This is a genomic window from Phreatobacter aquiterrae (assembly GCF_053471285.1).
Genome location: NZ_JBJPHW010000001.1, coordinates 169,086 through 191,691, shown reverse-complemented (window position 1 = coordinate 191,691; position 22,606 = coordinate 169,086). Strand labels below are relative to the sequence as shown.

At 66.8% G+C, this 22,606-nt stretch carries 17 protein-coding genes; 10 read left to right on the top strand and 7 right to left on the bottom strand.

Annotation, left to right across the window (positions count from 1 at the left end):
• The first annotated feature begins 2 nt into the window (after positions 1 to 2).
• The 4 genes from ACJ4V0_RS00890 to ACJ4V0_RS00875 all read left to right on the top strand — a co-directional run bounded on the left by ACJ4V0_RS00890 (position 3) and on the right by ACJ4V0_RS00875 (position 6,054).
• Positions 3 to 1,301: a hypothetical protein gene (locus tag ACJ4V0_RS00890; protein WP_448297656.1), complete on the top strand. Its 1,299-nt coding sequence runs from the start codon at positions 3 to 5 to the stop codon at positions 1,299 to 1,301.
• 314 nt (positions 1,302 to 1,615) lie between these two features.
• The gene (locus ACJ4V0_RS00885) at positions 1,616 to 3,313 is read left to right on the top strand and encodes a methyl-accepting chemotaxis protein (RefSeq protein ID WP_448297655.1); all 1,698 of its coding nucleotides are present in this window, start codon (positions 1,616 to 1,618) and stop codon (positions 3,311 to 3,313) included.
• A 349-nt stretch (positions 3,314 to 3,662) separates the two neighbouring features.
• A complete protein-coding gene (locus tag ACJ4V0_RS00880) occupies positions 3,663 to 5,006 on the top strand; it encodes a protoglobin domain-containing protein (protein WP_448297654.1) in 1,344 nt (447 codons plus the stop codon).
• Positions 5,007 to 5,316: 310 nt separating this feature from the next.
• Positions 5,317 to 6,054 carry a Crp/Fnr family transcriptional regulator gene (locus ACJ4V0_RS00875; RefSeq protein WP_448297653.1) on the top strand — a complete coding sequence of 246 codons (738 nt, stop codon included), beginning with the start codon at positions 5,317 to 5,319 and terminating at the stop codon, positions 6,052 to 6,054.
• Positions 6,055 to 6,069: 15 nt separating this feature from the next.
• Here ACJ4V0_RS00875 and ACJ4V0_RS00870 read toward each other — a convergent pair whose 3' ends face one another.
• Entirely contained in the window at positions 6,070 to 8,286 is a 2,217-nt protein-coding gene (locus ACJ4V0_RS00870; RefSeq protein ID WP_448297652.1) for a putative bifunctional diguanylate cyclase/phosphodiesterase, read from the bottom strand.
• A gap of 464 nt (positions 8,287 to 8,750) precedes the next feature.
• On the opposite strand from ACJ4V0_RS00870, the gene ACJ4V0_RS00865 reads away from it, so the two are divergent.
• Together ACJ4V0_RS00865 and ACJ4V0_RS00860 are read left to right on the top strand one after the other, a co-directional pair.
• Positions 8,751 to 9,254, top strand: coding sequence for a hypothetical protein (locus ACJ4V0_RS00865; RefSeq protein WP_448297651.1), 504 nt, complete (start codon positions 8,751 to 8,753; stop codon positions 9,252 to 9,254).
• A gap of 2 nt (positions 9,255 to 9,256) precedes the next feature.
• Positions 9,257 to 9,523, top strand: a complete 267-nt coding sequence (locus ACJ4V0_RS00860) for a hypothetical protein (RefSeq protein WP_448297650.1) — start codon at positions 9,257 to 9,259, stop codon at positions 9,521 to 9,523.
• On the opposite strand, the gene ACJ4V0_RS00855 is transcribed toward ACJ4V0_RS00860, so the two are convergent.
• A complete protein-coding gene (locus ACJ4V0_RS00855; protein WP_448297649.1) occupies positions 9,477 to 9,824 on the bottom strand; it encodes a hypothetical protein in 348 nt (115 codons plus the stop codon). The two genes, ACJ4V0_RS00860 and ACJ4V0_RS00855, sit on opposite strands and share 47 nt — an antisense overlap.
• A gap of 1,329 nt (positions 9,825 to 11,153) precedes the next feature.
• Entirely contained in the window at positions 11,154 to 11,546 is a 393-nt protein-coding gene (locus ACJ4V0_RS00850) for a hypothetical protein (protein ID WP_448297648.1), read from the bottom strand.
• A gap of 304 nt (positions 11,547 to 11,850) precedes the next feature.
• Between ACJ4V0_RS00850 and ACJ4V0_RS00845 the strand changes: the two genes are divergently transcribed.
• The gene (locus ACJ4V0_RS00845; RefSeq protein WP_448297647.1) at positions 11,851 to 13,287 is read left to right on the top strand and encodes a P-loop ATPase, Sll1717 family; all 1,437 of its coding nucleotides are present in this window, start codon (positions 11,851 to 11,853) and stop codon (positions 13,285 to 13,287) included.
• Positions 13,288 to 13,295: 8 nt separating this feature from the next.
• Here the strand turns inward: ACJ4V0_RS00845 and uvrB are convergent, their stop codons facing one another.
• Both uvrB and ACJ4V0_RS00835 read right to left on the bottom strand, forming a co-directional pair.
• A complete protein-coding gene (gene uvrB / locus ACJ4V0_RS00840) occupies positions 13,296 to 15,923 on the bottom strand; it encodes an excinuclease ABC subunit UvrB (protein WP_448297646.1) in 2,628 nt (875 codons plus the stop codon).
• A 79-nt stretch (positions 15,924 to 16,002) separates the two neighbouring features.
• Positions 16,003 to 17,952 carry an SEL1-like repeat protein gene (locus ACJ4V0_RS00835; RefSeq protein WP_448297645.1) on the bottom strand — a complete coding sequence of 650 codons (1,950 nt, stop codon included), beginning with the start codon at positions 17,950 to 17,952 and terminating at the stop codon, positions 16,003 to 16,005.
• Between the two features lie 300 nt (positions 17,953 to 18,252).
• Here ACJ4V0_RS00835 and ACJ4V0_RS00830 point away from each other — a divergent pair, with 300 nt between their 5' ends.
• The 3 genes from ACJ4V0_RS00830 (at position 18,253) to ACJ4V0_RS00820 (ending at position 21,233) form a co-directional block, all read left to right on the top strand.
• On the top strand, positions 18,253 to 18,855 hold the full coding sequence (locus ACJ4V0_RS00830) for a TetR/AcrR family transcriptional regulator (RefSeq protein WP_448297644.1): 603 nt from the start codon (positions 18,253 to 18,255) through the stop codon (positions 18,853 to 18,855).
• Between the two features lie 94 nt (positions 18,856 to 18,949).
• Positions 18,950 to 19,930: an NAD-dependent epimerase/dehydratase family protein gene (locus tag ACJ4V0_RS00825; RefSeq protein WP_448297643.1), complete on the top strand. Its 981-nt coding sequence runs from the start codon at positions 18,950 to 18,952 to the stop codon at positions 19,928 to 19,930.
• On the top strand, positions 19,917 to 21,233 hold the full coding sequence (locus ACJ4V0_RS00820) for a flavin-containing monooxygenase (RefSeq protein ID WP_448297642.1): 1,317 nt from the start codon (positions 19,917 to 19,919) through the stop codon (positions 21,231 to 21,233). The genes ACJ4V0_RS00825 and ACJ4V0_RS00820 overlap by 14 nt, the downstream gene beginning before the upstream one ends.
• A gap of 98 nt (positions 21,234 to 21,331) precedes the next feature.
• Here the strand turns inward: ACJ4V0_RS00820 and ACJ4V0_RS00815 are convergent, their stop codons facing one another.
• Both ACJ4V0_RS00815 and ACJ4V0_RS00810 read right to left on the bottom strand, forming a co-directional pair.
• Entirely contained in the window at positions 21,332 to 21,889 is a 558-nt protein-coding gene (locus tag ACJ4V0_RS00815) for a YeeE/YedE thiosulfate transporter family protein (RefSeq protein ID WP_448297641.1), read from the bottom strand.
• 14 nt (positions 21,890 to 21,903) lie between these two features.
• A complete protein-coding gene (locus tag ACJ4V0_RS00810) occupies positions 21,904 to 22,464 on the bottom strand; it encodes a YeeE/YedE thiosulfate transporter family protein (RefSeq protein ID WP_448297640.1) in 561 nt (186 codons plus the stop codon).
• Positions 22,465 to 22,606 lie beyond the last annotated feature (142 nt).

Below are 22,606 nucleotides of genomic sequence, written 5' to 3'. Positions count from 1 at the left end.
GGTTGATCGCGCGCGACAGCGCCGACCTCCCGGCACTTCTCGACAACCTGCGTTACGAGGGGCACCCGGCCCTCTGGCATCTCGTCATCTGGCCCTTCGCCAGGCTCGGCCGCGATCCCGCGCTGATGCAGATTCCGAACATCGCCTTCTCCATCGCCGCCGTGGCTCTGGTGCTCTGGCGAGCCCCCTTCAACCGGTGGGAGCTCGCTCTTTTTCCGTTCGGCTATTTCATCCTCTTCGACTACGGCGTGAAGAGCCGGAGCTACGCGCTCGGCACGCTGTTGACGATCGGGGCCTGCGTGCTCTGGCCTTACCGGCGCAGCCATCCCATCCGCCTTGCGGGGGTTCTGGCCTGTCTCGCCAATGTCCACCTGCTCTTCGCCATCCTCTCCGGGGCCCTGGCGACAGCGGTGGCGGTCGACCGGCTGCGCACCAAGGGGTGGACGCCCCCGGAGAGAGGCGAGGTGCTCGCCCTTGTGCTTCTGGCCGTCGGCTGGACAGGGGCCGTGGCGACCGCCTGGCCAGCGGCCGACGCGTTCAGCGGCCGCGCCCTCCTCGCACCCGACACCAGCCAGTTGATCTGGCAGGTGATGGCGCTCGGCGGCCTCATCGGTCCCTACGACTCGTTTCCGGCCACCGCCCTCGGTACCGCCGCCCTCGTCGCAGCGTTCGTCATGATCCGCCGCGAGCCCGCTGCGGTGATCCTTCTGGGGCTTACGACCGGGCTGATGCTGGCGATGTTCATGCTCGTCTACGGCAACAGTATCTGGCACCGGGGGCCGCTCCTGCTCGCCTTCATCGCAGCCTTGTGGATCGCGCGGCTCTCCCCAGACGCGGCTCGGGACGCGACCGCAGGGGCAGGGCGGATGCTGCTCTTGACGGTCCTCGCATGTCAGGCCGTCGCGGGCCTGATCGCCCTGTTGAAGGATGTTCGCCAGCCACTCTCGGCCGGCCCTGCCGTTGCCCGCCACATCCTCACGGAAGGCTGGCAGAACGATCCGCTGATCGGCACGCCGGATTATGCCGTCAGCACCATCGTCGGGCATCTCGGAATCGCCCGCGCCTATTACGGCAATGTCGGTCGCTGGGGCTCCTTCGTGCTGTGGGATCGGGCGAGGGTGACGCCGCGCGATGCCGCCACCATGCTCGACGACTCGGACGCCCTGCCCCGCCCCACAACCCTGGTCACGACGGCGCCTCTCGACCCTGGCCTTGCGGCCCTCCACGGATTCCGGGAGGTCGCCCGTTTCGACAATGCCGTCGAGCGCACCGAGCGGTTCGTTCTCTACCGGCGCGAATGAAGGGCCGGACCGCCGTTGGGTCATCCTGGCGGGCCGGATCGGCGGTTTCGTTCGGATCGACGCGCGCCCTTGCGTTCAGGGACGATGGATCGTTCCGGCCGAGCATTCGCCCTGCCGGGCCTCGCTTCCGCCGACCGGGCCATTGGCGCCATGGACGATGCGGCGAGGCAATCCCGCATACCCCCATGATACGCACGATACCGTTCATAGCAACCTATGATTGAATAATCATTAGGCATATTGCGTATTTATTGTGCAGCTTAAGACTTGGCTAACCATAAGGCCGGGATGCTTTCTCCCAGGGGGAAACAACCATGTCCAAACTCAAGATCGGCCTTCGTCTCGCTCTCGGTTTCGCCGCCGTCCTGCTTCTTTGCGGAAGCGCCATCGGCTTCGTCATCCTGAAGATCCATTCGGCCAGCGAAACCGCCGCGCGGGTGCGCGACCTGCGCGCCCCCGTCGCCTCGACGAGCCTCAAGCTCGCCGGCGCGACGACCGGGACCGCCAACCTCCTGCGCGGTTTCATCATCACCAGGGATTCGAGCCTCACTGACCAATGGGTCGCGCAGTGGCGGCAGGTCGACCAGCTCGTCGCCACGATGGACAGCCTCTCGGCCAGCTTCACCGATCCCGCCAACCGCGCCGCTTGGACCACTGTACGCACCGCCCTGCCGCGCTTCCGAGAGGCGCAGGGGCGCACCTTCGCCGTGGTCGAGCGCGGCACCATCGATGACGCCGCCAGGGAGTTGCAGGCCAACGTCCTGCCGCTGTTCCGCGCCCTGCAGACGGAACTGGTCGGCGCCGACGGTAATGGCGGCCTTTCGGGGGCCCAGTCGGGCCTGCTCCAGAGCGATATCGACGCCACCACCGGCGGCATATCGACCGCCAGCATGGCCGCTGTCGCCGCGCTGGTCGCGGCCATTCTCATCGGCGCGCTGATCGCGCTCCTGTCGGCGCGGTCGATCACCGTGCCGCTCGGACGCGTCCGCGGCGTTCTCGATACGATGGCCGCCGGCGACTACCACGTCGAGGTTCCGGCGATCGACCGCTCCGACGAGGTCGGCGACATCGCCCGTGCGGCGCTGGTGTTCAAGGAGAACGGGCTGGAGGCGCAGAGGCTGCGCGACGAGCAGGCGGCCGCCCGGGCGCGCGCCGAGGCCGAACACAAGGCGATGATGAACCGCATGGCCGACGACTTCGAGGGCGCCGTGGGCGCCATCGTGACGTCGGTTTCGGACTCGGCCGGGCACCTGAAGGCGGCGGCCTCCACCATGACCGGCGCAGCGACGGAAGCCTCGGCGCAGTCGAACGCGGTCGCGGCCGCCTCGGAGGAAAGCTCCACCAACATCCAGACGGTCGCCGCAGCGACGGAGGAGATGGTCTCGTCGGTGCGCGAGATCGCCGGACAGGTGGAGAACTCGGCCCGCATGGCGACCGATGCTGTCCGCAACGCCGATCACACGGCGTCCCAGGTCCAGGACCTTGCCGACAAGGTGCAGAAGATCGGCGAGATCGTCGAACTGATCAGCGGCGTGGCGGCACAGACTAACCTGCTGGCGCTGAATGCGACCATCGAGGCGGCGCGGGCGGGCGAGGCCGGCCGCGGCTTCGCGGTGGTTGCCTCGGAGGTAAAGGGCCTCGCCGACCAGACGGCCAAGGCGACGACGGAAATCGCCACCCAGATCAACGCGATCCAGGAGGCGACGCAGTCCTCGTCGCAGTCGATCGGCAGCATCACCCGCGCCATCCGCGACATGAGCCAGGTGTCGACCGACATCGCGGCGGCGGTCGAGGAGCAGACCGCGGCGACGTCGGAAATCTCCCGCAACGTACAGCAGGCCTCCACCGGAGCCCATGAAGTGGCGACCAACATCGTCGGCGTGTCGCAGGCCGTGGCCGAAACCGGGGCCGCTGCGGCGCAGGTGCTGTCGTCGGCCGATGGCCTCGCCGAGCAGGCGACGCGGCTGCGGCGGGAACTCGACCAGTTCCTCGGCACAGTCCGCGCGGCCTGAGGCCAAACCCGGCCTGTGGGGTGCGGGGCGGGTCCGGCGCGCCCCGCCCGCGACCGCCTGACAACGGCACCGACTGATACCCACCACCGACGCGCGACGGCATTGGCCGATCGACCCGCGCTGTCCAGACAGGGCCGGCCGCCTTCGTCGCGGCAACGAAGATATGAGAGCGGCTTGGCGGCGTGTCGCCGGCCACGATCCGGCCGATTCCTCTGCGTCATCTGGCGCAGCGTTTCATCCCTGACCTCCACGTTAACACAACGTTAACCATATCGTGTGAACGATATCGTACTTAACGTTTGGTCTCTTGCGTTCATTCAGCTTCGACCCCCCGCCCTGGAGTCTCCGAATGCGCGAATCCAGCATTGCCGCACGCCTCGCCTTCCATGCCATCGACGCCGTGCTCGCCACGTCGCTCCGGGACGGGAAGCCCTTCATCCTGTCGGTCATGCCCGGCGTCCTCGATACGTTCTACACGCACATCAAGGGGTTTCCCGACACCGCCGGGCTGTTCAGAAGCGAGCAGCACATGGCGCATGCCAAGGCCATGCAGCTGAAGCACTGGGACATCATCCTGGATGCCCGTTTCGACGAGGCCTACGAGACCTCGGTGACCCGGATCGGCGAGGTCCACAACACGCTCGGCCTCGAGCCGCGCTGGTATATCGGCGGCTACAGCGCCCTGGTCGCCGGGGTTGTCGCAGCCATTGGCGCCACGTCGAGACCCCTGCAGGGCCGTCGTCGCCGCGAGGAACAGGACCTCCTGCGCAAGGCGGTCATCAAGGCCGCGCTCCTCGACATGGATATCGCGCTCGGGGTCTATATCGAGGCCGGCAAGCGGGATCGCCACGAGACGCTCGGGCGCATCGCGCAGGAGTTCGACACGGCCATCGGCGGCATCGTCGGCGAGGTTACCCTGACCGCCGGGGAACTGAACACCGCCGCCACGTCGCTGACGCAGAGCGCCGAGCGCACGTCGACCCGTGCGAGGGCCGTCTATGCGGCCGCGGGAGAAGCGAGCGGCAACGTCCAGACCGTCGCCGCAGCGACCGAGGAACTCTCCTCGTCGGTCTCGGAGATCGGCGGGCAGGTGCATGACTCCGCCCGCATCGCCCGCGAGGCGGTCGGGCAGGCCAGCCAGACGGCCGAGACCATCCGCAGGCTTGCGGCGGGCGCCAAGAAGATCGGTGACGTCGTGAGCCTCATCAACACGATCGCCGGCCAGACCAATCTCCTCGCGCTCAACGCGACGATCGAGGCGGCCCGCGCCGGCGAGGCCGGCAAGGGCTTCGCCGTCGTCGCCCACGAGGTGAAGTCGCTGGCCGAGCAGACGGCGCGGGCGACGACGGAAATCTCCCAGCAGGTCGGAGAGATCCAGGCCGCGACCGACGCGTCGGTCACCTCGATCGACAGCATCTCCGCCATCATCAGGACGATGGACGAGATTGCCGCCTCCATCGCCGCAGCGGTAGAGGAACAGGGGGCGGCAACCGGCGAGATTTCCCGAAACGTCCAGCAGGCCGCGACCGGCACATCCTCCGTCACCGCCACCATCGAGACGGTGACGACGGACGCCGCCGAAACCAGTGCCGCCGCGACGCAGGTCCTCAATTCCGCCGGGGCGCTGGCACGGCAGTCGGAACAGCTGCGCAGCGATGTCGACCGCTTCCTCGCGACAGTCCGGGCGGCATAGAACAAACCGCATAGAACAAACCGCATGGAACAAGGATCGATTTCCCCGATCCTGACGGGGCTCTCAATAGTTGGGCTCCGGCCAAGATCATTCGCGCCGGTTGCAGGACGAACGCCATGCAATCAATCTCAAAATTGGAATATGATCTTACTGCAGGCAGCTAAGATCGATATCGTACATTTAAAGATTTCACAGCCAGTTTTCACGTAACCATTGCAACCGGCTACATCAATTGCTCTAGATGGTCGAATAGCGACCCGGCTGGCAACGGTCCGGGCCCCTGTCAACCGACCATGCCAAGCAGGCCTTGATGAGCCAGAGTGCAGCAGTCGTCACCGCTTCCGCCCCCGAACTGACGCAGAATGCCCTTTTTCGTCTTCTGAGACCCGAAGCTCTCGCCTTCGTGGCCCGGGAGATCGAGGTCAGGCCGGTCGAAGCCGGCGATTGCATCTATGAGGACAACGAGTCCGTCACCGATGCCGTGTTCCCCCTTTCCGGCATGATCTCGTTCATGGCCCGGATGACGGATGGCCGGACGATCGAAAAGGGCAATGTCGGCCCGGAGGGCTTCGTCGGTATCGCCACCATGATGGAGCGAGATGTCATGCGCGGCCGCTGCGTCGTGCAGATCGGCGGCCATGCCGCCTGGTTGCCGGCGTCGGTGTTCGACGAGGCGATCGAGCGGTTCATCTGCGTCCGCCGCATGCTGCTGCGCTACGGCAAGGCGCGCATCGAGCAATTGCACGAACTGGTCGTCTGTACGAGCCTGCATTCGGCCGACCACCGCGTCGCCCGATGGATTCTGGACGCCTCCGACAAGGCCGGCAGCCCCACCTTCGAGCTGAAGCAGGAGGTGCTGGCAGAGTTGCTCGGCCTCAGGCGCGCAACCGTCAGCGGCGCCTGCCACCACCTTCTCGGTGAGGGAATCATCCGCTACAGCCGTGGACGTCTTGAGATCGTCGATCGGGCGCGGATGGAGGCGGCCGCCTGCGAGTGCTATGCCCACATCCGCAGTCGCTTCGCCTATCGGCCCCTTCCCCTCCGCTGAACGGCCACCCATGGATCAGCGCTCCCGGAGATAGGCCTCCGCCTGGTCGGGCGGCATGGGGCGGGCGAACAGATAGCCCTGGCCGATGTCGCAGCCGTAGGACTTCAGGATGTCGAGCTGTCGCTCGTTCTCGATGCCCTCGGCGACGACATCCATGCCGAGGCTGTGGGCGAGCGAGACAATGGTGCGCGGGATGACGCCGCGGTGGTCGTCCATGCCGATATCTGCGACGAAGGAGCGGTCGATCTTCAGTCGGTCAACCTGGAACCGCTTCAGATGGGCGAGCGAGGCATAGCCGGTGCCGAAATCGTCCAGCGAGATGGCCACCCCCAACTCATGCAGTCGGCCGAGCGTGCGGCCGATCTGCTGCGCCGAGCGGTCGAGCAGAACCGTCTCGGTCACCTCGACCTCGATCTCCGTCGCCGTCAGGCCATAGGCCCCGAGCTGGACGGCCAGCCCTTCGGCGAAATCATCGAGCTTGAGCTGCGCCGCCGCGACGTTGATGGCGATGCGGCCGGGGGAGAGGCCGCGGTCCTTCATCGCCCTGACGAAGCCGAGCGCCTTGTCGATCACCCGGTTGCCGAGCGGCACGATCAGCCCGCTCTCCTCGGCGATATGGATGAACTCGGACGGTGGCACCAGCCGGTCGTCGCGACGCCAACGCACCAGCGCCTCGAAGCCGACATGGCGGCCCGTCCTCAAATGCAGTTGCGGCTGCAGTTCGATGTGCAGGCGATCCTGCTCGATGGCCTCGCGCAGGATGTCCTCGATCTGGCGGCGCTGCTCGGCGGCGCGCAGCATGTGATGGTCGAAGAAGGAGTAGCGCGCCCGCCCGGCGGACTTGGCGTGATAGAGCGCGATGTCGGCGCGCTGGAACACGTCGCGGCGCGACATTTCGCCCGGCGCGAACAGGGCGACGCCCATGCTGAGCTGCGGGGTGACGGTGCGGCCGGTCAGCGCGACCGGCTGCTGCACCGCGGCCATGACCCGGTCGAGGCGGCGGGCCAGCGTCTTCTCGCCGGACGGGCAGCTCATCACGAGGGCGAATTCGTCGCCGCCCATGCGGCCGACCACTGTGCCGCGGCCGACCGCGCCGGCGAGCCGCCGGCCGATGACCACCAGCAGTTCGTCGCCGGCATCGTGGCCGAGAGAGTCGTTGATCGCCTTGAAGCCGTCGAGGTCGATGAGCACGAGAGCGGCCGTGCGGCTCGCCCGCTGCGCCAGCATGGCGTCGACCCGCGCCACCACCACGGCGCGGTTGGCGAGCCCGGTCAGCGGGTCTTCCTCGGCCTGCCGGCGGATGGTCTGCTCGGCTTCCTTCAGCTCGGTGATGTCGGTGCGGGCGGTGACGGTGAGGCCGGTCGCGGTGCGGAACTCGCGCAGCTGCATCCAGCGGCCGTCGGCCAGTTCCAGCACCACTGGGCGGGTGGAGTGGCGATGCTCGTCCATGCGCTGCTCGACCCAGGCCTCCACGTCGTCCTCGCCCACTCCGGCGAAATGGCCCGAGCGCGCCATGCGGCGGACGATGGTCTCGTAGCGGATACCCTCGCGGATGACGTTCCGCAGCTCCGGATAGAAGCGCCGGAACTCCTCGTTGCAGGTGACGAGGCGGTCCTCGGCGTCGAAGGCGGTGATGCCCACGGGCACCGTCTCCAGCACGTCGCGCAGTAGTTGCTCGGCGCGCAGGCGGCGGGCGTTCTCGGCGGCGAGCGCCATCTCCGCCTGCTTGCGCTCGGTGATGTCGAAGCGCACCGACAGGTAGCGCTGGATGCGCCCGTCGCGCGACAGCAACGGCACGATGGTGGTGTCGACCCAGTAGAGCTCGCCGGACCTGGCGCGGTTGCAGATCTCGCCGTGCCACTTGCGCCCCGATGCGATGGTCGACCACAGATCGGCGAAGAACGCCCTGTCGTGATGGCCGGAATTGAGGATGCTGTGCTTCTGGCCGACCAGCTCGCGCTCGCTGTAGCCGCTGATGCGGCAGAAGCAGGCATTGGCGTGGAGGATGGTGCCGTTGCGGTCGGTGGCCGCCACGATGGCGTTGTCGTCGAGCGCCGCGTGCAGCGCCCTCAGCTCCTCGCCGATCCGCGACGTCCCCAGCACGTTCCCCCCCGCCATGGACCGCAGCGCCGTATCGACGGCGGCGGTGTCGTCCCGCCCGGTCTCCCGGGGCGGATCGCGCCAGTCGGCGGAGGGCTGCAGGGGGGCGAGAGGTTTCGGGAGCAGCGACATTCCACCATCCTGGTGTCTTTTATGAACTAAACCGTACATTACGGACGGTAAAGCAAGAATGAACGACGCGCCGACCTGGCGGCTGGCCGGGTATCCCACCGGGGGGGCCTCCCGACCCGCCCGCGTCAAGTCGCTCCGGAGGGGACCGCGATTATTCGTTAGGAGAACGCGCCGCCGGGGCGCATACTGTCCGGAACGAGGACTGGGCTTCCGCCCGCTCGTTCCTCGCCTGCCGCTCACCCGCGCACTCCCCTGCGTGCGTCAGGCCTCCATCGCACAGACGTGCCGCGCAAGACGCAACCTCCGCGCCCCAGGGCCGGAGCAAGGCCGGAGCCTTAAGCTTCGGCTGCAGGATTGCGCGCGGCCCGCCCGCCTTCGCCCTCGTCCTGTCGGTCCCCCGCCTTCCCGGCGCCGGAGCGGCCGATCCCTCTCCTGCGCCACCCGGCGCGAAAGGTTCCCGCCTCATGTTCACCTCCACCCTCCGCCGCCCCGCCTCCAGCCAGCGCCAGGCCCTCTACGCCGCCGAGGCGCTGTTCCGGCCGATGCCGGTCTCCGCCGGACCGCGCCTGCGCTCCGTGCCCTCGGCCGAGGGCGACCGCACCGACGGCTGCCCGGCCTGCGGCACGCGCCACCCCATCGCCCCGGTGCGCTCGCGCCATCTCTCGGCGCGCGCCATCGAGCACGACTGGCAGTGCGCGGCCTGCGACCACGCCTGGACCACGACCACGACGCTCGGCGCCCCGTCGCTGGTGCCGGGCCACAGCCCGCGCTTCGCCATCGGCTCCTCGGTGCGGCTGATCGCCGGGCAGGGCTCGCGGCCGATCCCGAGCGCGCCCTTCGTCGTCGTGGCGCTGCGCCCCTCCGACAGCGGCGGCGTGCAGTACCGCATCAGCTGCCCGGTGGAGAGCTTCGAGCGCGTGGTGCGCGAGAACGAGCTGGCGCCCGCCCTGCGCCGCGACGGCGTCTGACCATGCGCGCCTACACTCTCGCCGCCTGGATGATGCTCGCCGCGGCCGGCGCGTCTCACGCCGACGAACCCTTCAACCGCCCCCCGACCGGGGAGGAGCAGCGGATGATCGAACTGGTGCTGAAGGCCGAGGGCTTTTCGCCGTGCAGCACCATCACGCTGGTCGCCAGCCAGTGGTCCTGCCGGACGAAGAACGCCGAGGGGCAGGATTTTCAGGTGTCGCTCAGCAATGTCGACTTCGCGGTGCTCGGACGCCGGCGGGTGCAATAGACCGTCGCGGCAGCCGCTCCCAATGGGCGCCGAGCTCGAGGAGATAGGCGAGGCGCAGGGCCATCAGCTCCCCGTCCACCGGGCCGGAGCCGGGAACGCCGTAGAGGCGGCTGGCGCAGGTCTCGGCGAGCCGGCAGCAGCGGGCGCGGCGGCAGGCCTTGCGCCGGCAAAACAGATGCGCGCCCTCGGCGCTGTGGAGATGGCGGCGGATGCCGCGCGTCTCGTCGGGGGTCGGCGGTTGTGACGGCGCGGTCCGGGTCATCAGGGTTTCCTGTCGATCGGTGACATCAACGATGGCCATGCGGGACGCCTCTCCACCCTCCCCTCGAGGGGGTGGGACGGCGACCGGCAGGTCGACGGGGTGTGGGTGCCTTCACCGTGTCGGCTCGCCCGCGAAACCGGCATTGCCGATCCACCCCGCCGGCGCTGCGCGCCAGCGACCCTCCCCCTGCAGGGAAGGGTGAACGGCGGCGGCCTTCCCGCGCCCGGCCTTCCATCCACCCACGCCTCCCCGTTCCCGCGCCTGAACAGGCCGGGTCTTGCTCCGTCGGTCCCCGCGCCTCCCTTGGGAAGGCACGAGGGGTGAAGCGCCGTCAGGCGCGGAGGCGATGAGGCCTCCTGGCCCCGCAGGCTGCCCCACGGGACCGGACTTCGGATCGCCGAAGCCCGCCGGCTCGCGTGCGGGCCGCACCTCCCGCGTTCAGCGCTGCCCCGGATCAGGCATCCGGGATTCACGCTTGCCCGGATCAGGCATCCGGGCGGGAGACACGGCCCGCACGCGAGCCGGCGCGCCTCACGGCGCTTCACCGCGGCATTTGTCGTCCTCCGGGACCGCGCGTCCGGGGCGGCGGATGCGGGAGGAAAGGCCCGCGTGGGGCCTCGCCACCTCCCGGGCCTCGGCATCGTCGCGGGCCCCGCGACGGCTCTGGCCAGGCTGTGAGGAGACGCGGTCGCCCGCCTCTCCCCTTGCCCCCGACGGACAGGGTTGCCCCCGCCCGCCGGTCCCGCGCGCCCCCCTAGCGAAGCTCCTCGCGCAACGGTCACCCCCGGCGCAAAAGCGCCTCAAGGGCCCGAAGGGGCGGTGTTCCCGGCGACGCCCCTGGCGCCTCGGCTGGTGAGGCCGCGTGCGCCAGGGGAACCGCCCCTCCGCCCCACCGCCCGCACCACCGGACGATGCCTCGATGAGGGCAGAAGGTCGGACGAGGATGAAGGAGGTTCGGCGGATGGGGAGAAAGGGGGGTGCGGATTTCTGTCAGCAGGCGGGAAAGGCGTCGGGGATCAGGGGGTTGGGCGGAGGGGAGGACGCGAGGGAGCCGGAGTTGTCCCCGGTGCGGGGCGGGTTTCGGCTTGGCTCCTCTTTCCCCTCCCCCCGCGCGGCGCAGCCGCGTGGCGGGGAGGGTCAGGGTGGGGGGCCGTGCGGTTCACGGCGGGCTCCCGGAATGATCACGCCATCCTCCGGCCATCACTCAGCCTTGCCGCCCCCCACCCCTGACCCCTCCCCTCCGCTAGCGGGGGGAGGGGAACAGCGCCGCGCTTCGACATGCCCGGCTTGGCCCGCACATGGCACGACGTCTCCACGAACCCTCTCCGCTCGTGGGAGAAGGATCGCGTCACGCGCCCGCCCGACGCCTCAGCGCGCGGCGCGGCGGAAGCTGCGCGGGTTGATGTCGGGGCAGGTCAGGCTCATCCGGTCGGGGCCGGTGAGGCGCATGGAGCAGGCCGCGGCGCCGGAGCCGTTGGCGCCGTTCTCGCATTTGTTGCGCTCGTCGAGCGTGACGGTGCGGCTGGCGGCAGCGACCGCGCCGGAGAGCACCTGCGCGCAGACCGTGCCGTCGGTGCGGTACCGCCGGACGGCGGCGATGCGCGGGCCTTCGCTGCGGATCTCCAGGCTGATCTCGTCGCGGTTGGTGGAGGTCCAGCGCCCCACGAAATCGGCGGTGGTGGTCGGCGTCTGGGCGGAGGCGGGGGCGATGGCGGCGAAAGCGAGGGCGGCGGCGAGGGAAGCGAGCAGCGGGCGGGTCATGATGGGGTTCCGTTGGGTCAGGGACCCCTGTGTGGCGGCGGGAGGAGGAAAGGTTCAGGGGGTGGGGCCGGTGTGGCCGATTTCAAGCGCTTTGCCCCATGGGTCCGAAGGGGCGGGCCCGCCTACGCCACCACGTGCTGGCCGGTGAGGCCGCTGTGCGAGCTGGATGAAGTTCTTGGCCCAAGATCTGTCACCTTTGAAGTGGCTGGAGACGTGTTGGCGGCAGACTACTTGACTTACATGCAGTTGCGGGAGCGATAGAAACTGGCTTATGGTTGCATAGGAAGCAAATAAGGAACCAACCATGGGGCGATTCGCTGAAATCCAGTTCGGCTACAGCAGTGCCGAAACGGAAAGCATGGAGGAACCTGGACTTCTTTTGGATGGCTTTGTGGATATGCAAGGCGCCTTCAACCAAGCAAGGACTGGCCCTAAATTTCTGTTTCTTGGTTACAAGGGAGCGGGCAAATCAGCAATCGGCGAGAGGATTCGCTTATCTGCGATCGACTCGCCCCTCGATTTTGTTACTCAGTTTTATCTTCAAGATTTTCCCTTTACCCCCTTTTCTAAGATGATACGCGGGGATGCGGAACCTGAGTCAAAATATCCGGATGCTTGGTCTTGGATACTTTTGATATATACAATCGCGTCGCTTGCGAAGGATGAGGGAATGAGGCACCCGGATCATGGCGCCATTCGAAGTGCCCTTGATGCCTTCGGAGAAATGGGATTGTCTCCCAATGCTAACGTAGCAGAACTGGTCCGCAAGACAGCAAAAACGAGCTTCAAACTTTCTGTTCCTAAGATCTACGAACAATCTTGGAGTAGCCGCGAGGTCCGCCCCGCCTCCGAGATTCCTGACTTCGTAAGCGCCCTCAAAGACCTTGCATCAAAGGCACGAACAGACAGTCGCCACTATATCATAATCGACGGCCTTGACGATATTCTGACGTCTCGTGATGTACAATACAAATCTCTTGGCGCGTTGATATTCGAATGTTCTCGCCTGAACCAATTTTTTAAGCAAAATCACGTTCCAATGAAGATAATAATACTATGTCGTACAGACCTTTTTGAAAGGATAAGCGGCGCCAATAAAAATAAGATCCGCCAAGACTTCGCAATCGAACTCGACTGGTATCACGACCCCCACAAGCCTGGAGAATCTCAGCTTTTTCAGATTGCCGACATGCGCATTAAGCGCAGTCTTGGCGCTGGCTATAAACTAACTGATTTCATTCCCGACCATGTAAACGGCTCCAACTCATTGACATACCTTCTCGACATGACGCGCCACACTCCACGTGACTTTATACAGCTGCTGTCTCAAATTCAAAAACTTTCCCACGGCGACAAACTCTCAAACGCCGAAATAACCAGTGGTATGCGGCAATATTCGATAAAGTATTTTCTACCGGAAATTAAAGATGAACTCAGCGGTTACGCCGCACCTGATGAGATTGATAATATATTTTCCATTTTCTCCAGGGTAAAGAAAAGAGATTTAAGTCTCAAAGACATCTATGTTGCTGCCGGCATGTTTGGGATTAAACTAGATCAGAAGAGGATCGAGGCTCTTCTGACGCATCTTTTTGAGTGCAGCGCCATTGGAAATATCAAAAAGAAACCTGGCGGAACAACCTTCTATACGTTCAACTATCGAAATCGCCACTCAAGTTTTGATCCTATGGAAGGAATCATGCTGCACAAAGGACTTTGGAAAGCGCTGAACCTTATGTGAGCAACTCCTCACCCCCTCCACCCCTTCCCCGGCTTGCCCCCGCCCTTCTTCCGCACCTCCGCGCCCATCGGCACTTCCCGATCCGTCCCCGGCCCCATGCTGTCCAGCCCGGGCTTGGCGGCGCGTGACGGGGGCAGGTTGGCCGAGCGGCCATATTTCTTCGGGCCCCTGAAGCCGCCGGTGCGGTCGTCCACCGCCTCCTGCCGCGCGAGGGGATCGTCGGAAATCGCCAGTTCCGTCTCGCGCAGGCGCTTCAACTCGTCGCGCAGGCGCGCGGCCTCCTCAAAGCGCAGGTCGGCGGCGGCCTCGCGCATGCGCTTCTCGAGGTCGGCGATGACCGCCTGGAGGTTGTGGCCGACGGCGGCGCCCTGCCTGGCGAGGCCCGCATCGACGGTGACGTGGTCCTTCTCGTAAACACTGTCGAGGATCTGGGCGATCTCGCGCTTGATGGTCTGCGGCGTGATGCCGTGCGCCTCGTTCCAGGCCGTCTGCTTCTCGCGGCGGCGGTTGGTCTCGGCGATGGCGCGCTCCATGGAGCCGGTGATCCGGTCGGCATAGAGCAGCACGCGGCCGTCGACGTTGCGGGCGGCCCGGCCGATGGTCTGGATGAGCGAGGTCTCCGAGCGCAGGAAGCCCTCCTTGTCGGCGTCGAGGATGGCGACGAGGGCGCATTCGGGAATGTCGAGGCCCTCGCGCAAGAGGTTGATGCCGACGAGGCAGTCGAAGGCTCCGAGGCGCAGGTCGCGCAGGATCTCGATGCGCTCGATGGTGTCGATGTCGGAGTGCATGTAGCGGACGCGGACGCCCTGCTCGTGCAGGTACTCGGTGAGGTCCTCGGCCATGCGCTTGGTGAGCACGGTGACGAGGGAGCGGTAGCCGGCGGCGGAGGTGGCCTTCACCTCGCCGATGAGGTCGTCGACCTGCGTGCGCGCGGGGCGGATGATGCAGGGCGGGTCGATGAGGCCGGTGGGGCGGATGACCTGCTCGGAGAAGGTGCCGCCGGTCTGGTTCAGCTCCCAGGGACCGGGGGTGGCCGAGACGTGCACCGTCTGCGGCCGCATGGCCTCCCATTCCTCGAAGCGCAGCGGGCGGTTGTCCATGCAGGAGGGCAGGCGGAATCCATATTCCGCGAGGGTGGCTTTCCGCCGGAAGTCGCCGCGGTACATGGCGCCGATCTGCGGGATGGTGACGTGGCTCTCGTCGACGAAGACCAGGGCGTCGTCGGGAACATATTCGAACAGGGTCGGCGGCGGCTCGCCGGGGCGGCGGCCGGTGAGCCAGCGCGAATAGTTCTCGATGCCGGCGCAGGAGCCGGTGGCCTCCATCATCTCGAGGTCGAAGCGGGTGCGCTGCTCCAGCCGCTGCGCCTCCAGCAGGCGGCCGGCCTTGTTGAGCTCGTCCAGCCGCCAGTTCAGCTCCTCCTTGATGCCGGAGATGGCCTGCACCAGCGTCGGCCGCGGCGTGACGTAGTGGGAGTTGGCATAGACCTTGACGAAGGCGAGGTCGGCGTTCTTCTGGCCGGTGAGCGGGTCGAACTCGGCGATGCTCTCGACCTCGTCGCCGAAGAGGTTGATGCGCCAGGCGCGGTCCTCGAGGTGGGCGGGGAAGAGCTCGATGGTGTCGCCCCTGACACGGAAGGTGCCGCGCGAGAAGTCCATCTGGGTGCGCTTGTACTGGAGCGCGATGAGGTCGGCGATGAGCTGGCGCTGGTCCAGCCGCTCGCCGACCTTCACGCCGAAGGTCATGGCCGTGTAGGTCTCGACCGAGCCGATGCCGTAGATGCAGGAGACGGAGGCGACGATGATGACGTCGTCGCGTTCGAGCAGGGCGCGCGTCGCCGAGTGGCGCATGCGGTCGATCTGCTCGTTGATGGAGGATTCCTTCTCGATATAGGTGTCCGAGCGCGGGACATAGGCCTCCGGCTGGTAATAGTCGTAGTAGGAGACGAAATACTCCACCGCGTTGTTGGGGAAGAAGCTCTTGAACTCGCCGTAGAGCTGGGCGGCGAGCGTCTTGTTCGGCGCCAGCACGATGGCCGGGCGCTGCGTCTCGTGGATGATCTGCGCGGCGGTGAAGGTCTTACCGGAACCGGTGACGCCGAGCAGCACCTGGTCGCGCTCGCCGGCCTCAATGCCGGCGACGAGTTCGGCGATGGCCTGCGGCTGGTCGCCGGCGGGCTGGAACTCCGAGACGATCTCGAAGCGCTTGCCGCCCTCCCACTTCTCCGGACGCGGCGGCTTGTGCGGCACCCAGAGCTGGCCGTTGACCTCCGGCCGGCCCTCCTGGATCAGCCGCTCCAGCGCCTTCACCGTGGCGGTGACGCCGGAGGCGCCGATCTCGCTCTCGATGTCCAGCGCCTGGGCCTGCTCGACGCCGATGCCGAGGCGGTGGGCGAGCGCCTTGTCGGCCAGCGTCGCCTCTCCGGCGAGGGCGGCCTGCGGTGCCTCGGAAAAGCCGCCGGAGGGCCCGGTGCCGGAGCCGAGGCCGGCCGTGCCGCGGTTGATGGCGGGGTTGAGCAGGTCGGCCAGCGCCGGCCCGAGCGGCTGCAGCTCCGGCCGTGTGGCCTTCGACTTCGGGGCACGGGCGGGCTTCGCGCCAGACGTCTTGGGGGCGGGTGATTTCGGCGCTTTGGGCATGGCGGCAATATGGGCGCGCCGGGATCGATGGGGAAGGGTTCTGCTGCCGCTCTGCTGACAGGGGCTGGCGGCAGTTTGACTATCTCACCGGCATCGATTGAATAATCCCGCGGAACATTTCCAGAGCCTCACGGGCGCTTTCGCCCTCTCTTTGGCGCTGCGCGGCTTCTGCCTGCGCCTGCTGCATCGCCAATGATGCGCCAGAATGTCCAAGTTGGGCTGCCCGCCCCAGCAACTGCCATTTGGTTTCGGACGCTGATTGCGGTTGGGCGAAGTTCCTTTCTATCAGCTCCGCCAAGCTGACCATGCTATCGGCATCATTCAGTCGCACCCCACGACGGAAGAGTCGGGCCGCTTCAGCATAGTTGCGATTGAGTCGAACCTCCAAGGAGCCAAGATTGTCGAAGGCGGCAGGGTAGCCCGCATCTGTCAGCCGACGGAACGCAACCATGGCGTCCCGCGGCGCATTGATCTGTTGCGCCCGGGCAAGCTGGTACTGGAAACGAAGCTCTGCGGGATAGGTCTGGACAGCTATTCGACACGCCGCGATAGCGGCAGCGGTGTTCGCAGCGAGAGTGCCATAGGGAACGCCGGGAACGCTGGATGGTCTGCGTTGGTCGGTCGGATTGGCGGCAAGCAAGTCGCAGTCGATGCCCGCCCGCTCGCGGCGCTCCGCTTCGGCGCGGGCCTGAGCCTCCTGTTGCTGACGCTCGCGCTCAACGCGTTCGGTCCGCTCTCGCTCCTGCTGCTGAAGCTGCAGCGCAGCCTGCCGGTCTCGCTCAGCGCGCTCATTCTTCTCCTGTTCCTCACGTGCGCGCTGTTGTTGGATAGCAAACTGTCGGGCTTGTTCCTCGCGCTGGCGCTGCTGCTCCAACTCCGTCCGTCGGCGACGCTTCTCTTCAAGGTCTTTCCGCCACTGGGTCACCACGTCTGCCGTGACCGGCGTTAGTTTGGTGCCCGTCTGGCTATGAAAGCCGTCTGAATCGAAGAACTGATACTCGCCTGTATCACCCTTCCAGTACCAGAGGCGCGGTGCACCCGTAAGCGCATCGAAGAAGCCGAATTTTTCAGGATCGTCGACGCGCTGCGGCACCCGTCGCTCGCGGACCGCCCGCATCTCATCGACTTGTCTGTGCCACTGACCGACTACCTCCCGATTGACAGGCTGCAACTCTTCGCCAGTGCGGGGGTGATACCCCATAAGATCAAACAACTCGATCTGGCCAGACTGTGATCGAGCAAACCAGATGACGGGCGAACCCGTGCGCGGATCGAAGAAGGTGGGTTGACCGGCGACGACGGCGGTCGGGCGGCGGCCGCCCTCATATTCGCGGATCCGTTCTGCGATATCCGGCGTGATAGGCCTGCACTCCAACCCACTGACAGGATCGAACCCAACCCTCTCCCGATAGAGAATCGCGGTTCGCGTCATGACGTAACACTTGGCGGCTTGCCCGGATGGATCGAACGGCTGGTCACGCGTGATGCGCCACAGGACCATGGAGTGTCCGACCAAGGCGACCGCCAGCACAGCCCAAGCGGCATAACGCCGTCTCCGCGAGAACGAAAAGACAAAGCGCGCCACTATTGCCAGGAAGGCAAAGGCGACGATCGTCAGCGCGGTCGCCAGATGCCTGTTCATGTCGTAAGTCTGGGCAATCTGGTCGATATAGCCCGATGAAAGCCGGTAGATGACGACCTTGTCGACAATCCAGAAAGCGATGAAAGCCAATACCAAGAAGGCTGCCACCTGCAGGGCCATCTTCGGATAGCCGCTGAATTGCGGCGGAGAAAACTGCGGCGACCTGTGAGGCTGGGCAGCGTCGGGCGGTGCGCTCGGTCCTCCAGAGCCAGGAGCGGACTGTTGCGGGTCGGCGGTTTCCCGGGTTTGGCCGTCCGCCTCTGACGACGTCGCTTGGTCGGCTGAGCCTTGAGTGTCCTTCGGTGGCAATTCCGCTGGTTGCTCGATCTGGCGGCGGGACGCACTCCGCTTGGCTTTCTTGTTCTCCTTTGGGGATTCTTCGGACATAGATCGACTACCACCTTGCCTATGCGGCCACTCAACCAACTATAAAACGCAGGCCTCGTCGCATTGCAAGACGAGCGAAATACTCTTCAAAGTTGATGATTCGGATATGCCGGAGGTGCACCCGCGCTTCGACCACTGGATTGCGTGGCTGGAACGTGCCAGCCAAGGACAGGCTACATGGCCGATCCGGTCGGCCGCTGGCGTTCCAGAGGCGGCCTGATTGGCGGCGTTGCGCAGCAGCGCCGGCTTCCCTTCCGCAACGCGCAGGATAGTGTGCGACGTCGCAACGGGGGAAACCGCATGGCGTCGGATACGAGCGCAATCCTGCAGGCGGCTGCGGAGTGCTTCACCGAGCAGGGCTATCACGCCACCAGCATCGACGACGTGGCGCGGCGGCTGAAGGCGACGAAGGGGCGCATCTACTACCACTACGCCTCGAAGATCGACCTGTTCTTCGACGTGCACCGCGAGGGCATGCGACGGCTGTTCGCCGCCGTCGAGCCGGCGATGCAGACGCCCGGAGACGGGCTGGCGGCGCTCTCGGCCATGCTGCGCGCGCACGCGCTGGCGATGATGGACAATCTCGTCTTCGAGACCGTGGTGGCGCAGGGCGTGCAGATCCACCGCTTCGGCGCGACGACGCCGGCGCAGCGCGAGGTGCTGGACGAGCTCATCGCCAGCCGCCACCGCTTCGAGGGCCTGTTCAAGACGGCGACGGCGCGCGGGGTGGCGGACGGCTCGCTCGGCCCCCTCGACGTGTCGGTGGCGGTGAAGTGCATGCTCGGCGCGCTGCAGTGGACCGTCATCTGGTACCGACCGGAGGCCGACCGCGGCCCCGGCGGACGGGTGGCACTGGCGGGCGAGATGGCGCGCACCCTGCTCGAGGGCCTGCGCGCGCGCTGAGCGAAAGCCGCTTGCGCGACAGAAATGATACTCAGTAGTATGTGACTGGCGATGAGGCTGGCGGAAGCCGGCGCGACGAGGAGAATCGGCGGGGATGCGGGTGCTGGTGACGGGCGCAGGCGGGTTTCTCGGGCGGCGGCTCGTGGGCGCGCTGCTGCGGCAGGGGTCGCTGCCGGTCGACGGCGAGGCGCGGCCGATCGGTGAACTGGTGCTGGCCGATCGCGGCGCGATGCCGTCCGCCAGCCATGCGACTATCCGGGTGCGGACGGAGACGGGAGACCTCGCCGATCCCGACTTCTGCGCTCGGCTCGCCGCGGAGAGGTTCGACGCGATCTTCCACCTCGCGGCCCTGCTGACGCTGGACGCGGAGCGCGATCCCGCCGCGGCCCATGCCACCCACATCGCGCCGGTGCGCCGGCTCGCCGCGGGGCCGGGCCGGCCGCGCCTCGTCTTCGCCAGTTCCATCGCGGTGTTCGGGGGCGCGCTGCCGGACGCGGTGACGGAGGCGGTCCCGCCCTGCCCGCAGACGACCTACGGCACGCACAAGGCGATGATCGAGTTCCTGCTGGCCGATGCGAGCCGGCACGGCGCGGTGGATGCGCGGACCCTGCGGCTGCCGATCGTGCTCGTGCGCCCGACCGCATCGACGCCCACCATCTCCGACGCCGTCGCCGCCCTCGTGCGCGAGCCCCTGGCCGGGCGCGAGACGACCTGCCCCCTGCTGCCGGAGACGCTGCTGCCGGTGATCTCGGCCGGCGCAGTCGTGCGGTCCCTGCTCGCCCTGCACGACGTTCCCGAAGCCGCCCTGCCGCCAGGGCGGGCGGTGAACCTGCCGGCGCTCGGCGTCACGCCGGCCGAGATGGTTGCGGCCGTCGGTCGGCGGGCGGGAGCGGCGGCGGCCGCCCGGGTGCGTTTCGCCCCGGACCCGGCGATCCAGGCCGTCGTCGATGGCTGGCCGAAGCGTTTCCTCTCATTGCATGCCGCCCGGCTCGGCCTTGAACCCGATGCCGACTTCGACGCCATCGTCGCCGACCATATCGACCATTCCGCGGAGGACCGCGATGCGCGCGCCTGAGTCTGCACCCGCCGACATCTGCATCATCGGCGCGGGATCGTCGGGCATGACGGTCGCCAAGGCGCTGAAGGCGCGGGGCCTTGCCTATGACTGCTTCGAGAAGGGCTCCGACATCGGCGGGATGTGGCGCTACCAGAACGACAACGGCCTGTCCTCGGCCTATGCCAGCCTGCATATCGACACCAGCCGCGACAATCTCGGCTACACCGACTTTCCCATTCCCAGCGACAAGCCGGACTTCCTGTCGCATGCGGAATTCCTGCGGCATCTGGAGGCCTATGCCGACCGCTTCGGACTGCGCGAGGGCGTGCAGTTCCGGACGAGCGTCACGGCGGTCGAGCCTGCCGCGGACGGCCGATGGACGGTCAGGACCGACACGGGCTTGGAGCGCACCTACCGCACGGTGATCGTCGCCAACGGCCATCTCTGGGATCCGCGGCTGCCCGACTTTCCAGGCTCATTTGCCGGCACACAGATCCATTCGCATCACTACCGCACGGCCACCCCCTTCGAGGACAAGGACGTGCTGGTCGTCGGCCTCGGCAATTCGGCGGTGGACATCGCGGTGGACCTCTGCCGGCGGGCGCGCTCGGTGACGATCTCGACCCGCCGCGGCGCCTGGATCATGCCGAAATACCTGATGGGCATTCCGGTCGACCGCTGGTCGGGCTTCCTGTCACGCAAGCTCCGCCTGCCGACACGGGTCACCCGCATGATCATGTCGCGGCTGATCCGCCTCGCGGTCGGGGATCAGCGACGCTTCGGCCTGAAGCGGCCCGACCATCCCATGTGGCGCGAGCACGCCACACTCAGCCAGGAACTGCTGCCCTATATCGGCCACGGCTGGATCGCCGTGAAGCCGAACATCGCCCGGCTGGACGGCGAGGAGGTGGTCTTCGACGACGGGTCGCGCCAGCGTTTCGACGCGATCATCCACGCGACGGGATACCGCACCAGCTTCCCGTTCCTGTCGACGGAGATCTTCGACGGCGAGCGCCGGCCGGTGCGGCTCTATCGCCGCATCCTGCCACCGGATCGTCCGGGACTGTTCTTCGCCGGCCTCGTCCAGCCGATCGGGCCGACCATCCCCCTCGTGGAGACCCAGGCGGTGTGGATCGCCGGTGTATTGGCCGGCGCGGTGGCGCTGCCGGACACGGTGGCGATGCAGCGGGAGATCGAGGCCCATGTTGCCCGCCAGCGGACAACCTATGTCGATTCCGAGCGCTACGCCCTCGAGGTCGACTACCGGGGTTATTCCGGGGAGCTCAAGGCCGACATCGCCGCTGAAACGGCCGGCGTGTGACGCCCGTTCGCCTGCGCCAGATGCCGCAGCGATAGAAAAAGGGGCGGAGCCGACGGCTCCGCCCCAGGTCGTGGGAGGCACTGCACTGCGGGCAGGTGTCAGGCGCGCCTGGCGGAGGCACGCTCGACAGCGACGAACAGGGCCAAGGCGACCGCCGCGAGAACCGCGAAGATCACCCAGGGGCTGACCCCGAGCAGGGTGTGGAGCTGCACCCGCCCCATGGCGCCGACGGGCAGGATGTTGTCCTTCACCCAGTCGAAGGTGAGCGCATAGACGATGCCGCCGACCAGCATGCCGCCGGCGCCGACGAGGGCGTGCAGGCTGCCGCCGCCGATGGCGGCCAGCGCCGTGCCGGGGCAGTAGCCGTAGAGCACCATGCCGACGCCGAACAGCGCGGCGCCAAGCGACACGGCCAGCAGGTCGGCCGGCTTGATGTGGAACTTCGCATAGCCGAACTGGACCATGAGGAAGACGCCGACGCCGCCGACGATGATGGCGGTCATCATAATCTTCAGGACGGTGAAGTCCTTGAACAGGAACTGCCGGACGATGGTGTTGTAGTCGGCGACGCGGCCGCGATGCAGCAGGAAGCCGAAGGCGAAGCCGAAGACGACGGAGAGGACGAGAGCGGCCGTGCCGGTGATGGGAAGGGTCATGACAGGGTCCTCGATCAGCGGGCGGTGCGGAACATGGCGAAGGCGGTGGCCGTGCCGGTGGCGAACATGACGGCGAGGAAGACCCAGCCGCTCAGCGCCAGTTGCAAGCCGCCGGAGATGCCGTTGCCGCTGGTGCAGCCATTGGCGAGACGGGCGCCATACATGGCGACGATGCCGCCAAGGAGGGCGACCGCGTAGCGCTTCATCGGCGAGGGGCCGAAGCGCTCGCTCCAGACGGTGGGCACCTGTTCGATGCGGAAGGAACCGGCCATCACGGCCGAGCCGAAGCCGCCGAGCAGCGTGCCGACGAGGAACAGCGTGCCGTAGTCGAGCTTGAAGAGGTTCTTCGCCCAGTAGCTGTTCTTCGCCACGGCCTCGGCGCCGAGGAACGGCGTCGCGACGGCACCGGAAACCTGGCCGATGGCCGTGGTGATGCCGAGCGGATTGTTGACGACGAGAAAGACGACCCAGCTCAGCACACCGATGCCGATGCCGACGAGATAGGGCGTCCACTGGATGTTCAGGCCTTCGCGGGCGACCCCGTGGCGATAGTCGAGGGTGTTCTGTAGGGACATGGCGACCTCTGCGTGTCCTCGCGGGGGCCGGACCCTTGCGGGGCGTTCCGGCGTCGCGCTGCGGAAAGCCTATACATATACGTATCTTTGAATACGTCAACCGTCCGTTCGGCTGCACATCGCTCCGGAGGATGGCGTCACA